Here is a 14535-nt window from a genome sequence, read left to right on the forward strand (position 1 = left end):
GGGATCAGGCCAAGTGCGCGATCAGCAGCGCGACATCGTCCTCGGGGTCGCTGGGCAGCACCCGCAGCGCGGCGTCCCGCAGCCGGTCCGGGGACGGCACGCCCTCGGCGGCCGTGCAGGCGGCGTCCAGCGTGCCCGCCAGATCCTTGATGCCGGTGTCGATGTCGTACCCGCGGCGCTCCACCAGGCCGTCCGAGTACAGCACCACCGAAGTGCCCGGCGGCACCGTGCAGGACGTCTGCTCGAATGCGATGCCGCCGATGCCGAGGAGCGCGTTGGGCGGCGCGTCCAGCACCCGGCACGGCTGCCCGGGGGAGAGCAGCAGCGGCGGCGGATGCCCGGCCCGCGCCCAGGTCAGGACCCGGCGCTGGGTGTCGTACACCGCGTAGACGCAACTGGCCAGTTCACCGTCCACCGCGAAGTCGTCCATCAGCGAGTCGACGTGCGACAGCAGCGCGGACGGCGGCAGGCCGAGCCGCGCGACCGCGCGCACCGCGACCCGCAACTGGCCCATCAGCGCGGCCGCCTGCAGCCCGTGCCCGGTCACGTCGCCGACCACCAGCGCCACCCGGCCCGCGTTCAAGGGGATGACGTCGTACCAGTCGCCGCCCGCCAGCCGGTCGGTACGGGCCGGCTGGTACGCGTACGAGAACGCCAGGCCGCCGACCACCGGCAGGTCGCGCGGCAGCAGGTGCCGCTGGAGCGTGCGGACCGCCTGGCGCTGCCGGGCGTGCGCCTGCGCGTTGTCGATCGACGCGGCGGCGCGCATCCCCAACTCCTCGGCCGTGCGCACGTCGTCGGCCTCGAACGGCGGGCTGCCGGACAGCCGGCCGAACATCGCCACGCCGATCGCCCGGCCGCGTGCCACCAGCGGCGCCACGATCCGCGAGTGCAGGCCCTCGTCGAGGAGATATTGGCGCAGCGGCGGGACGTCGCCGGTGCCCGCTCCTATCCCGTCCGCGCCGTGCCCTTCCGGCGGCGGCGCGGTGCTGCTGAGCTCGGCGCGCTGCAGGCGCAGCGCGGCCCGCGACTCCGGGGTGACCGGGAACGGGTGCGCGTAGTCGCGCGGCGTCAGCGAGCGCAGCGGCGGGCGGTCCGGGTGCAGGGCGGCGGCCACGATGCGCATCATGGTGCCGGGCGGCGGGTCGAAGCCGTTCTCCGGCACCGAGCTCGGCGGTAACGGGTGGTCGAACAGCCCTATGGCCGCGGCGTCCGCGAAGGACGGCACTGCGACCTGCGGCACCTGCTCGGCGCAGCCCACCACGTCCTGGCTGAAACCCATGCGCAACTCGGCCTCGTTGACCAGGGCCAGCCGGGCCCGCGCCCGTTCGAGCCGGGTCAGCGCGGCCTGGTCGCCGGACACGTCGGTGATCGTGACGCCGATGCCGCGCACCCCGTCCGCACCCCGGATCGGCCACACGCCGAACGTGCACAGGTACGAAGTCCCGGAGTCCCTGCGGTCGCCCCGGATCACCCGGTGTACCGACGGCTGACCCGTGCGGGCGCAGCCGCGCACGACCTCCTGGACCTCGGGGTGCGCCAGCGGGCCGTCGAACCGGGCCGACGCGCGGCCGCGCAGCTGCTGCGGCACCACGCCGTGCAGTGCGGCCAGCGCGGCGTTCGCGGTCAGCACCCGGGCCCGCGGGTCGAGGACCGCCATGCCGAACGGGCAGTCCGCGAACACCGGGTCGGCCGCGAGGTCGGGCCACCACTCGGGCGGCTCCGCGCTGCCGGGGCCGGAGCGGGCGTGCACGATGCGCGCCGCGCCTGCCGCCGAGCCGGACAACCGTTCCATGCACTCGCATCCTCAAGATCGCGGACTGGCCCGGGACCAGCATCGCCCACGCCGCGCCGAGCGGCCGGAAACACCGCCGCGATTCGCCTCGAACGGTTGCCGAGGCGGCCCGTTCGGCCCCTTCGGCCGCCGTCCGGAGGCGGCGTGCGGCGTCTGCGGCCGGCTGCCCTCCCGCGGGTCCCCGTGCCGTGCGCGAGGCCGTACGGGAAGTGCGGTGGTCAGGTCGAGGCCGGCTGCGGGGTGCCCACCTTGATGCCGTCGCGGACCGTGTCCATGACCGCCTTCGGGGGCCCCTTCGGGTCGGTGTACAGCGCGACGAACACGACCGGGTAGGCGGTGGTGCCCTTGTACTGGAAAGGCGAGTCGACGAAGACGAGCTGCATCGTGGCGGTGCGGCTCTTCCCCGCGGCGTCCTTCTGGTTCTCCTCGATGTCGAAGGTCAGCAAATGGGCGTCGGCGCCGTCCGCTTTGGTCGCCTCGTCCTTGACCGTCTGCACCACACGGTAGTCGCTGTTCGTGTTGATGTCGCCGTTCACTTCGGCCACGACCCGGCTGAGGGACGGGCCTTCGACGTACACGACGTCGATTTCGCCGAGGTAGCAGTTGCCGTCGTCGTCCGGGGACGCCGACGCGCCGACCTCGCAAGGGATCTTGTCCTTGCGCTGCAGCGCGGGCGAATCGTCGTCGGTGGAGGCCTCCCAGCCCTTCAGTTTCGGGACGGTGATGCCGGTCGTCGGATCCTTGACGGTGCCGTCGGTGGCCGGGCCGGGCGGCGGCGCCGGCGAGGTGTTCTTCCCGGGGCCGGTCGCCGGTCCGGGGACCGTCGCGGTCGGGGTGCCGCCGGCCTGCTCGTCCTTCTTGTAGGCGCCGCCGCGGGCGGCGACGCCGCCCGCGCCCCGGCCGCCCACCAGGAGCAGTGCGACCACCGCGAGGATGATGTTCCGGTTGCGCTTGCCGTCCGGCGACGTGCCGGGGGCGGACGGGTAACCGCCGTACTGGACCGGCATCGGCGGCGGGCCCGCCGGAGCGGGCGGCATCGCCGCGGGGCCGGCCGCGGGCGGGAAGCCCTGGCCGCTCGGCGGGCGCGTCGAGTCGGTCCACTGGGAGCCGTCCCACCAGCGCTCCATGCCCGGCCCTGCAGGGTCGTCGTACCAGCCAGGGGGTATCGAGGAGGTCACGCGGGCAACGTACCGGCCTCTGCCGCGGTACACGAGCCTCGGTGCGGTATCGCCCGGCCACGGATGGCGAATTGCCCGTATTGGCAGCGAAATCGCAGGGAAGTCCCTCGATCCGCCCGATCAGGCCAGCAGCGGAGCGAGTTCCGCGGCGCACATGTCCAGTTCGTGGACCAGCACCGGGTCGGGGACCGCGAGCCTCTCCGGCGGCGCCGACACCGCAAGCCCGGCGACCAGCGCCCCGCCGACCGGATCGCGGATCGGCACCGCGAGGCAGGCCCGGTCCGGGCGGGTGCCCCCGTGCTGTTCGATGCGCCCCCTGGCCACGTACCGGGCCAGATCCGCGGCCGCCAGCCGCGGATCGTCCCGTTCGGCCAGGAGCAGCCGGCCCAGCGCACTGTCCTGCGGACGGGCCGTCAGCACCCGGTCGTCGGTGGGCGGGTGGTCCGGATCCGGGTCGACCACGCATATGCGGTCGCCGACGAACACCGCCAGGTGCACGCCCCAGCGAGTGCGCCCGCGAAGCCGCGTCACACACCGGCGCGCGGCCAGCGGCGGCCGCGGGGGCAGCGCCGCGACCGCGAGGTCCGCGACCCGGCGGCCCAGCGCGAAGCCCTTCAGGTCCGGCAGCCGCACGAGGTACTCGTCCGCGACCAGCAGGTTGATCACCCGGTACGCGGTGGCCGGGGCCAAGCCCAGTGCGCCGGCAAGCTGCCGGGCGGTCACCCCGGGCCCGGCCCGCGCGACCTCCTCCAGCACCGCCAACGCGGCCCGCACGGCCCGCGGCTGACGGCCGGTCAGCGAGAGCGGGGACGGTTCGGCGGCCATGCTCAGGCACCGAGGCGGCGGCCCGGTGCCGCGCCGAGCACGTCCGCCGCGGTCGTCTCGTCGTACGACCCCACCGCACGTACCCGCGCGGGCCGCAGCACCGCCGGCCCCGCCAGCAGCGCCAGGCCGGCGACGGCGAGCAGCCCGAAGATGCCGGGCATCCGCGGGTCGGCACCCGGCGCGGACGACTGCGCGTACGTCACCGCGGCGACCGCCAGCCCCGGTACCGCGACTGCCGCGGCCAGCACCGGACGCAGCGTCAACTCCCCGATCCGCCGCAGGAAGACCGGCGCCGCAAGGCACACCAGCAGGTAGGCGGTCATATGGCCGAACGTGAACAGCCCCGTCACCGCGCCGAACACCTCCCACGCCGACAGCCCCGCGGCGAGCAGCAGGCAGGGCACCCCGGCGACCACCGGCATCGCGGCCAGCACCGCCACATGCGGCGTCCGATGCCGGGGATGCGCCGCCCCGAGCCGCCGAGGGCCTACCGCCTCACGGCCGAGGCAGAACAGCAAGCGGACCAGCGCAGTTCCCGAGGCAAGCGCGCAGGCGAAGAACGAGGACGCCAAGCCGGCATCCAGCAGCGCGGACGGCCAGGCGCCCGAGAACCCGTACGCGGCAAAGCCGTCCCGGTTCCACGCCGGACCGCCGCCCCGCGTCAGCGCAATCGTGGCGAAGACGTACAGCCCGGCCACCCCGAGCACCGTGCCGCGCATGACGGCGGGCACCACCCGGAACGGCCGCCGCGTCTCGGCACCGAGCGCGGCCGCGCTCTCGAACCCGATGAACGCCGTCAAGGCGAGCGCCGTGCCGGCCGCCACGCCGCCGTCATTCCCCTGCGCCGCCCCGCCGCCCGGGACCCCTGCCAGCACGCACGACACCGACATGATCGACACGGCCTCGAACGCCAGCGCCACCCGCGAGGACACGCGCACTCCGCGCACCAGACAACCGGCGATCACCACCGCGGCGGCCGTCACGAGCAACCCGACCACGAGCCGTTCGGGCAGCACCGGCCAACCCGCACGCACCGACGCGGACCGCCCGTACGCCGCACACCCCACCAGCGCCGCCATGGCCAGGAACGCGTATCCGACCAGCAGCGCCGCCGCGCACAGCAATCCCGGCACCGCACCCAGCCCCCGTGCCGTGAAGCTGTACAGCGACCCGGGGGCCGCCATCCGCCGCGCGAACTGCCCCACGCAGTCCGCCACCAGCAAGGCCAGCACCGCTGCGACGACCACCGACCAGACAGCCGCGTCCCCGGCGGCGCCCAGCACCAGCACGGGAGTGGTGGCCATCGCCGCGGACGGGGCCACGGCGGAGACCGACTGCGTCCATACGTGGGCGGCAGGCAAGTTGCGCCGGTCCAGCCCGGCGACAGGCGAGACGCCGCGCACAGCCTTGGTGTGGTGCACAAGGACCTCCCGGCCGGGGAACAGGACGCCGAAGCGGGCAAGGCTTCCGAACCGAGGCGAGGCGGCGGCAGGACCCCAGGGCAATTCCGGTACCTCGTCCGGCGCGCGGGTGCAGTGGGCCGGAGGCTAGCCGGGGCGTGCTGCCGGCGTGTTTCGCCCGGATGACGACCGTGCACATGGCGAGTGGTAACTCCTGCGGCTGAATTCGCGCTTGCATTCCGCGGCGCGTTGATCGCGTCGTGACGGCCGGGAAACCGCGGCGGGACAGACTGCGGCCGTTCCGGTCCGCCCGCCCGGCGGCCGCCGACACCGCGGAGCCGCCATGTCGCACGCAACTCCCACCAGACCCGCCGGATCCTCCGTCCCGCGGCCCGGCGGCCCGGCTGCCGAGCCGGCCGCCGCGCCGCGGCCGGGCCGGCTCGAAGGGGCGCTCGGCACCCGGTCCGTCGTCCTCATGGTGCTCGCCGCCGCGGCGCCGCTGACCGTGGTGGGCGGGTCCGCGCCGCTCGGCATCGCGATCGGCAACGGTGCCGCGTTCCCCGCCGCGTTCGCGGTGTGCGCGGCCGTCCTGCTCCTGTTCGCCGCCGGATTCGCGGCCATGTCGCGGCATGTGGCCGAGGCGGGTTCGTTCTACTCCTATGTCGAGCGCGGGCTCGGCCGGGCGCCCGGCCTCGGTGCCGCGATGCTCGCGCTGGTGTCGTACACCGCGATCCAGGTGAGCCTGTACGGGTTTGCCGGTGAGGCGACCCGCATGCTGGTCGTCGACCACGGGGGACCCGACTTCGCCTGGTGGCTGTGGGCCGCGGCGATGCTCGCGGTGGCCGGGTTGTTCGGCTTCCGGCACATCGAACTCAGCGGCCGGGTACTCGGGTTGCTGCTGATCGCCGAGATCGGCATCGTGCTGGCGCTGGACGCCGCCGTACTGCTGCGCGGCGGCGAGGGCGGCATGTCGACCGCATTCGCGCGGCCGGACGAGTTCGCGAGCGGTTCGCCCGGCATCGGGATCATGTTCGCGATCGCCGGCTTCATCGGGTTCGAGGCCACCGCGGTGTTCCGCGACGAGGCCCGCGACCCGCACCGCACCGTGCCGCGCGCCACCTATCTCTCGCTGATCCTGATCGGCGTCTTCTACACGGTGTCGGCCTGGGCCGTGGTCAGTGCGTGGGGCGACCGCAACGCGGTGGAGCGTGCCCGGACCTCGCCGGAGACGCTCACCGCCGATACCGCCGCGCGCTATCTGGGCAGCTGGTCCGACGACGCCGTGCAGATCCTCATGGTGACCAGCATGTTCGCAGCGCTGCTGGCCTTCCACAACGTGCTCGCCCGCTACATGTTCGCGCTCGGCAACGATGGTGTGCTGCCCCGCGCGCTCGGCCGCCGGCACGGCAGGCACGGCTCGCCGTACGCCGCCTCGCTCGTCCAGTCCGCCACCGCCGCGATCCTGGTCGGCGCGTGCGCGGCCGCCGGACTGGAGCCGATCGCCGAGGTCTTCACCTGGCTCGGCGGCGTCGCGACGCTCGGGGTCATGCTGCTGATGGTCCTGACCTGCGCCGCGGTGATCCGGTTCTTCCGCCGCACCCGGGCGGACACGCGGCTGTGGCACACCCTGGCCGCACCGCTTCTCGGCCTCGCCGGCCTCCTCGTCCTGCTGATCCCCGTGGTCGCCAACTTCCCGACTCTGGTGGGTGGTTCGGAGACCCGGGCGACGGTGATCGAAGTCGTGCTCGGCGCCGCGTTCGTGATCGGCGCCGTGCTCTCCCGCGTCAAACCCTTGGAGCGTCCGTGACCCTGACCGATCCTCGCCGACCGACCACGGCGGCACTCGAGACACCTGAGGCACCCGCGGCACCCGCACCGCATCCGCTCGCCATGCTGACCGCGGACGAGATATCCGCCGCCCGCGGCATCCTGGACGCCGCCGGACTGCTCGGCGACACCGTGCGGTTCGCCTACTTCGGCCCCAGCGAACCGCACAAGGCCGAGGTCCTCGCCCACGCGGCCGGCGGTCCGGTGCCGGACCGCCGCGTCCAGGCCCTGCTCCTCGACGTGGCCACCGGCGCCTCGTGCGAAGCGACCGTTTCGCTGACCCGCGCCGAGGTCGCGGCCGTAGTCCCGATCGACCCCGTCAAGGACGGGCAACCGCCCATCCTGGAAGAAGAGTTCGCCTCGATCGAGGAGATCCTCAACGCCGACGAGGGCTGGTGCGCGGCCCTCGCCAAGCGCGGCATCGACCCGGCCACCGTGCGGGCCGTACCGCTTTCCGCGGGCTCCTACGGCCACCCCGACGAGGCCGGCCGCCGCATCATCCGCTCGCTGGGCTTCGTCCAGAACCACCCCGCGGACCACGCCTGGGCGCATCCGGTCGACGGGCTCGCCGCGTACGTCGACACCACCAGCCGGCGCGTCACCCGCATCGTCGACGACCGCGTCCTCGCCGTGCCCGCGGAGAGCGGCAACTTCGACGACCCCGATTACGTCGGCACGCAGCGCACCACACTCAAGCCGATCGCGATCACGCAGCCGGAAGGCCCGAGCTTCACCGTCGAAGGCAACCTGGTGCGCTGGGAGAACTGGAGCCTGCGCATCGGCTTCAACATGCGCGAGGGCCTGACGCTGCACCAGATCGGCTTCCGGGACGGCGGCCGCGACCGACCGCTCGTCTACCGCGCCTCGATCGCCGAGATGGTCGTGCCGTACGCCGACCCCTCGCCGGTGCGCTACTGGCAGAACTACTTCGACACCGGCGAGTACATGTTCGGGCGGTACACCAACTCGCTCGAACTCGGCTGCGACTGCCTCGGCGAGATCCACTACTTCGACGTGGTGCTGCCGGACGAACTCGGCGCGCCGCGCACGATACGCAACGGCATCTGCATGCACGAGGAGGACTACGGCGTGCTGTGGAAGCACACCGACCTCTACACCGGCTCGAACGAGACCCGCCGCCAACGCCGCCTGGTGATCTCCTTCTTCACCACGATCGGCAACTATGACTACGGCTTCTACTGGTACCTCTACCTGGACGGCACGATTCAGCTGGAGTCCAAGGCCACCGGCATAGTCTTCACCTCGGCGCTGCCGGACGGGCCGCACGACTTCGCCACCGAGATCGCCCCCGGCCTCGGCGCGCCGTACCACCAGCACCTCTTCTCCGCCCGGCTCGACATGACCGTGGACGGCACCGCCAACGCGGTCGACGAGGTCGACGCGGTCCCCGCGCCGATCGGTCCGGACAACCCGTACGGCAACGGCTTCCGGGCGCAACGCACCCGGCTGTCGCGGGAGTCCGAGGCGGCCCGCCTCGCGGACGGCAGCCGCGGCCGGGTCTGGCACATCGTCAACCCCGAGGTGCGGAACCGGCTCGGCCAGAACGTCGGGTACGCCCTGCACCCGCAAGGCCTGCCGGTGCTGCTGGCGGACGAGCAATCGTCGATCCGGGCGCGCGCCGCGTTCGCCGCCAAGCACCTGTGGGTCACCCGGTACGACCCGGCCGAGCGGTTCCCGGCCGGCGACCTGGTCAACCAGCACCCCGGCGGCGCGGGCCTGCCCGCCTGGACGGCCGCGGACCGCGACATCGACGGCCAGGACATCGTGCTGTGGCACACCTTCGGGCTGACGCATTTCCCGCGGCCCGAGGACTGGCCGGTCATGCCCGTGGACTACGCCGGATTCACCCTCAAGCCGGTCGGCTTCTTCGACCGCAATCCGACCCTTGACGTCCCCTCGACGGCGAAGAGGCACGCCGCCGCGCCGGATGCCGCCGAGGCAGGCACGGGGGATTGCTGCCACTGACATGCGGCGAAGGACCGCGGAACCGCCGGGGGAAGTCGGAGGTTCCGCGGTCCTTCACGTTCGTGCCCGGGTGCGCGCCGCGTCCGCGCGGGCAGGGCACCGCAGGCCGCCACGTGCTGCCGGGCCCGGTCCGCACGGCAGTACGCGGCGGCGGCCCGGTCAGCCGAGTTGCTTCTTCTGCACCTTGCCCATCGCGTTGCGCGGCAGCTCCGCCATGAGGACCACGCGCCGCGGCCGCTTGTGGACCGACAACGTGCGGGCCACGAAGTCGCCCAGCGCCGCGGTGTCCACGCCGGGGTCGGCCACCACGTACGCGACGATCTCCTGGCCCAGGTCGTCGTGCGGCGCGCCGACGACCGCGGCCTCGCGCACTCCGGGGTGGGCCAGCAGCGCGCCCTCCACCTCGCCGGCGCCGACGCGGTAGCCGCCGCTCTTGATCAGGTCGGTGGACGCCCGGCCCACGATGCGGTGCCCGCCGTCCGGCGCGATGGTGGCGACGTCGCCGGTGCGGAACCAGCCGTCCGCGGTGAATGCCTCGGCATTCGCCTCCGGCAGCCCGAGGTATCCGTCGCTCAAGGTCGGCCCGGTGACCTGCAGTTCGCCGACCGTCGCGCCGTCGTGCGGCAGCAGCTCGCCGGCCTCGCCGACCAGGCGCGTCGACACTCCGGCGATCGGCGTGCCGACGGTGCCCGGGGCCTTGTCGCCGCTCGCCCGGGTGCTGACCGTGATCAGCGTCTCGGTCATGCCGTACCGCTCCACCGGCCGGTGCCCGGTGCGGGCCGCCAGTTGCTCGAACACCGGGACGGGCAGCGGCGCGCTGCCCGAGACCAGCAGCCGTGCGGACGCCAAGGCGCTTGCCGCGGGCGCGTCTTCGGCGATCCGCGACCACACGGTGGGGACCCCGAAGAACAGCGAGCCGCCGCGGCCCGCCGCCTCGGCGTAGCCCGCGGGTGTGGGCCGCCCGGTGTGCACCAGCCCCGACCCGACGCGCAGCGCGCCGAGGACGCCCAGGACCAGGCCGTGCACGTGGAACAGCGGGAGGCCGTGGACGAGGACGTCGTCCGGTGTCCAGTCCCACGCGTCGGCGAGCGCGTCGATGTCCGCCGCGATGGCCCGGTGCGACACCAGAACGCCCTTGGGGGGACCCGTGGTTCCGCTGGTGTACAGGATCAGCGCCGGGCTCGCCGGGTCAGGCACCGGGTGCGGGGACGACGCCCGGGCGCCGAGGTCGACCGGCCGGATGTCGAGGTCGACGTCGTCCCAGAGCGCGGCGCCGCCGGCCGGATCCGGATCGAGCAACAGCGTGGCCCCGGAGTCGCTCAGGATGTGCCCGCGTTCGCGCGGTCCGGCGTCCGGCGGGACCGGCACCACCGGCACGCCGCAGGTGAGCCCGGCGAGCACCGCGGCGACGGTCTCCAGGGACGCGGTGGCGCGCACCGCGACGGCGGGCGCTCCGGCGATGCCGTCGGCGATGGCCGCGGCGGCGGCACCGAGGTCTTCCCGGCTCAGACTCCGCCCGGCGACCTCGATCGCGCTGGGCTCGGTGCCGGACACGGGGGCGCTGTACGGGCCGGCGGGACGGGCGGACGAGGCGACATGCGGCGGCACGTGGACTCCGGGAGGGTGGCCGGCCGCGCGGCGAGCGCGCCGGCCGTGGAGCGGGGCGGACGCGCCCGGTCCGGGACCGTGCGCGGCGTCCAGAATGGCCCGGCCGCCGGGGCGCGACAACGGAATGCAGGATTCCGACGGAAACGGCCGCCGGGCAGGCGAAATCCCGCACGGCACCGCAGCGGTGCCGGGGACAGGGATGGCTCAGGCGAACTCGGGGGCTGCGTCGCTCAGCACCCCGCTGCGCTTGAGCGTGCGGATGACGAGCGACGTCTCGATCGCCTCGGTGTGCCGCACCCACGGCGCCCGGGTCACGAACTCGTACAGCGCGGTGCGGTCGGGCACGGTGACGTCCACGACGATCTGGTGCTCGCCCATGACCGCCGCGACGTACCGCACCAGCGGCGAGACGAGCAGCGCCTCGCCGACCGCCTCGACCTTGGCCGGGGTGGCCTTGACCCACAGGATCGCCTGCACCGGCAGCCCGATCACCGCCGGATCCACCACCGCGCGGATGTGCAGCGCACCCGTACGCCGCATCCAGTCCACCCGGCGCCGCGCGGTCGGCTCGGAGACCCCCGCGATGCGGGCGATCTCCTCGTGCGTGCGCCGCCCGTCCAGTGCCAGCGCGCGCAGCATGGTGCGCTCCTCGCGCCCGAGCCCGGCCACCCGGTCGTCGGTGGGCAGCGGGGTGAGCGGGGGGTACTCGCGGACCGCGTCGGCCTCGGCGGCGGTGAGGATGCCGGGCTGCCAGTCGTGCACGGTCCGGAAGTAGCGCAGCACGGGCAGCGTGGTGCTCTGCACCAGGCCGGGGATGCCGGGGAGTTCGTCGAGGGTCAGGGTGGCCAGGCGGCCGGCCGGGCACATGACCTCGGCCAGGCAGTCCGCGGCACCGGTGAGCATGTACGCGAACGTCGTGTCCGGATGCCGCGCGAGTGCCCCCGCGGCGACCCGCGCCGCCGCCTGCAGGCACTGCCCGCGGACCAGGACCGCGCCGCCGCGGACCCCCAGCCCGGTGACCACGACCACGCGCTGCTCGAGCAGCCGTGCGCCGTGCCGGGCGACCGTGCGCTCGGGTTCGTCGAGGGCGGCGGCGATACGCCGCCACGACGCCCGGCCGTCGACCTGGAGCGCACCGATGATGCGGCGGTCCAGGGCATCGACGGTCTGGTGCTGGGTTTGTTCGACCACGGGCCCAGGATGAGGCCAAATCCGTCGCCCGTCCACCGCCCGGCGGCCGATACCGAAACAACAGGTGCATAGCGCCCGAGCGGGCCCGTGGTCGGTGCCGTCGTGCGACGGCACGGACCACGGGCCCGCCGGACTCATCGAATACCCGGGGTACCTCGGGCAGTCAGGGCAGTCAGGGCAGAACGGGCCTGCGGGCGGCGTGGTGGGTGGCCTGCTCGAAGGCGTAGCCGGCGCGCAGGACCGTCAGGTCGGCGCGCGGCGCCCCGACGATCTGGACACCGACCGGGAGCCCGCCCGCCGTGAAGCCGCCCGGCACCGACAGGGCCGGGCAGCCCGCAGCCGAGACCCAGTACGCGGACCGCATCCAGTCCAGGTACGTGTGCATCGCCTCGCCGGCCACCTCGTGCGGCCACTCCCACTCCACCGGGAACGGCACGAGCTGGCTGACCGGCAGCAGCAGCACGTCGTACTGCTCGAAGAACAGCCGCACCCGGTGGTAGAGCGCGGTGTGCAGCTGCTCGGCGCGGGCCAGGTCGGCGGCGGTCAACCCGCGGCCGGCCCGGATGTTCTCGGCCAGGTCGTACTTGACCGCATCCGGGTTCCGGTCCAGCACGCCGCCCAGCCCGGCCTCGAACTGCCAGGCCCGCAGCGTCCGGAAGACCTCCTCGGCGCTGGTGAAGTCCGGGCAGTCCCGCTCGACCGTGCAGCCCAGCTCGCCGAAGACCGCCGCGGCGTCCTCGACGGCCGCGACGACCGGGCGCTCCACCGGGAGGCCGCCCAGGTCCGGCGACCACGCCACCCGCAGGGCGGACACGTCCGCGTGCAGCGATTTGCGGAACGTGCTGCCCGGGGTCTCCAACGAGATCGGCGACCGCGGATCCGGGCCCGCGACGACCGACAGCAGCAGCGCGGTGTCCGCGACGGTGCGGGCCATCGGGCCCTGCACGGCCATCGTGGCCCACGCCATGTCCTCCGGCCAGGTCGGCACCCGGCCCGGCGAGGGCCGGAACCCCACGACGTTGCAGAACGACGCCGGATTGCGCAGCGAACCGCCCATGTCGCTGCCGTCCGCCAGCGGCTGCATCCCGCACGCCAGCGCCGCGGCCGCGCCGCCGCTGCTGCCGCCTGCCGACCGGGTCAGGTCGTACGGATTGCGGGTGGGCCCGAAGACCCGGTTGAAGGTGTGCGAACCCGCCGCGAACTCCGGCACGTTCGTCTTGCCGATGGTGATCGCCCCGCCGGCCCGCATGCGCTCGACGATCAGCTCGTCGTGGGCCGGCACGTTGTCGGCCAGCAGCGGCGTGCCGTAGGTGGTCCGGATCCCCGCGGTGTCGTGGGTGTCCTTGTGCGCCATCGGCAGCCCGTGCAGCGGCGGGAGATCGCCGCCGCGGGCCTGCAACTGGTCGGCGGCATGGGCCTGGTCCATCGCGTGCTCGGGGAGCAGCGTCACGATGGCGTTGACTGCCGGGTTCACCGCCTCGATACGCCGCAGGTGCGCCCCGACGACCTCGCGCGCCGACACCTCGCCGGCCGCCAGCAGGGCGGCCAGTTCCCGTGCGGTGAAATCGCACAGCCCGTCGTCGTCGTACCCGCGTCCGGCAGTCGGAGGTCCGGCGGACCCCGGGCCGGGGCCCGGGAGTTCGCCGCGGTCGGTACGGGAGAGCGCTTCAGTCACCAAGCACATCCATGAGCATCGGGAACGACTTGTGCAGGTGGTGCTGCCAGTACGGCATCGTGTGGGTGCCGGGGCCGAGAGCAGTGGTCATCCTGAGCCGGTGCCTGCGTCCGGCGGCCACGAAGTCGTTCGACATGGGACCGAACATCGCCTCGCCGGTGTCGAACTTGGTGCCGGGCGGGTCGAGCGGGCCGGGATTGCCGTCCCCTGCCGAGATATACAGCGGGATGCCCCGCAGCCGCCAGGCCAGGTCGGTGGGATTGTTCGCGGCCCAGACCGCGGCCTGCTTGTACCGGTCGCCCCACAACCGCAGGTGGTCGGTGCCGTAGGCGTCGATGAACATCCCCTGCGCGGTGGCGAAGTCGGTGTCGCCGAACGGGCCGCCGATCACCACGCGCGGCGCGGTGGTGTTGAGCACACCGCTGTACGACGCCGCCATCCGGAACATGCCGGGGCGCGCGGCCGCGTACTTGAACGCGCCCTGCCCGCCCATCGACAGGCCCGCGATCGCGCGGCGGGTCCCGGCACCGTAGTTGTGCTCCAGCAGGGTGCGCATCTCGTCGAGGTGGAAGGTCTCCCAGGCCGGGGCGCCGTAGGAGCCGTGGTTCCACCAGTTCGAGTAGTAGCTGAACGGCCCGCCGTCCGGGATCACCACGAGCACGTCGCGGTCCTCGGTGATCTCCGGCAGGTCGGTGCGCTCGCTCCACATGCGGTGGTCGCCGGTGGCGCCGTGCAGCATGTAGAGGACCGGCCAGCGGCGGTGGGTGCCCGGCTGCCAGCCGCGCGGCAGCAGCAGGCGGACCACCGCCTCGGCGCCGCCCAGCGCAGGCGAGGCGACGGTGAGGTCCAGGACGCGGCCGTCGCGGCGCTCGGACACCACGCGGATGCGGTCCCGGGTCCTGCCCGGGGATCCGTCGTGGGCCCGGGCCTGGCCGGCCGGGAGCGCGGCGGCGAGCGGGAGCGCGGCCAGCGGGGCGAGGAATCTGCGTCGGCTGATCATGATCTGGTCGTCTCCCGAGTGCTGTGCTGGAAGGGGAAGCGGAAGTACGC

The 14535-nt window shown here is 73.9% G+C and carries 10 protein-coding genes; 2 read left to right on the forward strand and 8 right to left on the reverse strand.

The window, feature by feature from the left end; genetic code table 11:
- Positions 1–4: 4 nt before the first annotated feature.
- From LZ495_RS11950 to LZ495_RS11965, 4 genes are all read right to left on the reverse strand, one after another.
- On the reverse strand, positions 5–1795 hold the full coding sequence (locus tag LZ495_RS11950) for a GAF domain-containing SpoIIE family protein phosphatase (RefSeq protein ID WP_235052096.1): 1791 nt from the start codon (positions 1793–1795) through the stop codon (positions 5–7).
- Between the two features lie 218 nt (positions 1796–2013).
- Positions 2014–2973: a DUF2510 domain-containing protein gene (locus tag LZ495_RS11955; protein WP_235052097.1), complete on the reverse strand. Its 960-nt coding sequence runs from the start codon at positions 2971–2973 to the stop codon at positions 2014–2016.
- A gap of 120 nt (positions 2974–3093) precedes the next feature.
- Complete coding sequence (locus LZ495_RS11960; RefSeq protein WP_235052098.1) at positions 3094–3798, reverse strand: helix-turn-helix domain-containing protein; 705 nt, start codon at positions 3796–3798, stop codon at positions 3094–3096.
- A 2-nt stretch (positions 3799–3800) separates the two neighbouring features.
- Positions 3801–5219: an APC family permease gene (locus LZ495_RS11965; protein ID WP_235052099.1), complete on the reverse strand. Its 1419-nt coding sequence runs from the start codon at positions 5217–5219 to the stop codon at positions 3801–3803.
- A gap of 322 nt (positions 5220–5541) precedes the next feature.
- On the opposite strand from LZ495_RS11965, the gene LZ495_RS11970 reads away from it, so the two are divergent.
- Positions 5542–7005: an APC family permease gene (locus LZ495_RS11970; protein WP_235052100.1), complete on the forward strand. Its 1464-nt coding sequence runs from the start codon at positions 5542–5544 to the stop codon at positions 7003–7005.
- Positions 7002–9011, forward strand: coding sequence for a primary-amine oxidase (locus tag LZ495_RS11975; RefSeq protein WP_443732541.1), 2010 nt, complete (start codon positions 7002–7004; stop codon positions 9009–9011). The genes LZ495_RS11970 and LZ495_RS11975 overlap by 4 nt, the downstream gene beginning before the upstream one ends.
- A gap of 159 nt (positions 9012–9170) precedes the next feature.
- Here the strand turns inward: LZ495_RS11975 and LZ495_RS11980 are convergent, their stop codons facing one another.
- From LZ495_RS11980 to LZ495_RS11995, 4 genes are all read right to left on the reverse strand, one after another.
- Positions 9171–10565 carry an AMP-binding protein gene (locus LZ495_RS11980; protein ID WP_235052101.1) on the reverse strand — a complete coding sequence of 465 codons (1395 nt, stop codon included), beginning with the start codon at positions 10563–10565 and terminating at the stop codon, positions 9171–9173.
- Between the two features lie 258 nt (positions 10566–10823).
- Positions 10824–11810 carry an Lrp/AsnC family transcriptional regulator gene (locus LZ495_RS11985; protein ID WP_235052102.1) on the reverse strand — a complete coding sequence of 329 codons (987 nt, stop codon included), beginning with the start codon at positions 11808–11810 and terminating at the stop codon, positions 10824–10826.
- 172 nt (positions 11811–11982) lie between these two features.
- Positions 11983–13485 carry an amidase gene (locus LZ495_RS11990; RefSeq protein ID WP_443732542.1) on the reverse strand — a complete coding sequence of 501 codons (1503 nt, stop codon included), beginning with the start codon at positions 13483–13485 and terminating at the stop codon, positions 11983–11985.
- A complete protein-coding gene (locus LZ495_RS11995; protein WP_235052103.1) occupies positions 13478–14485 on the reverse strand; it encodes an alpha/beta hydrolase in 1008 nt (335 codons plus the stop codon). The genes LZ495_RS11990 and LZ495_RS11995 overlap by 8 nt, the downstream gene beginning before the upstream one ends.
- Positions 14486–14535: the final 50 nt, after the last annotated feature.

The sequence above is a fragment of the Yinghuangia soli genome (assembly GCF_021502675.1).
Classification (GTDB): domain Bacteria; phylum Actinomycetota; class Actinomycetes; order Streptomycetales; family Streptomycetaceae; genus Yinghuangia; species Yinghuangia soli.

What these genes read in the sequence shown, in the direction of transcription:
- LZ495_RS11950 (WP_235052096.1), bottom strand. Translation starts at nt 1,795, where the DNA reads ATGGAACGGTTGTCCGGCTCGGCGGCAGGCGCGGCGCGCATCGTGCAC.
- LZ495_RS11960 (WP_235052098.1), bottom strand. Translation starts at nt 3,798, where the DNA reads ATGGCCGCCGAACCGTCCCCGCTCTCGCTGACCGGCCGTCAGCCGCGG.
- LZ495_RS11970 (WP_235052100.1), top strand. Translation starts at nt 5,542, where the DNA reads ATGTCGCACGCAACTCCCACCAGACCCGCCGGATCCTCCGTCCCGCGG.
- LZ495_RS11995 (WP_235052103.1), bottom strand. Translation starts at nt 14,485, where the DNA reads ATGATCAGCCGACGCAGATTCCTCGCCCCGCTGGCCGCGCTCCCGCTC.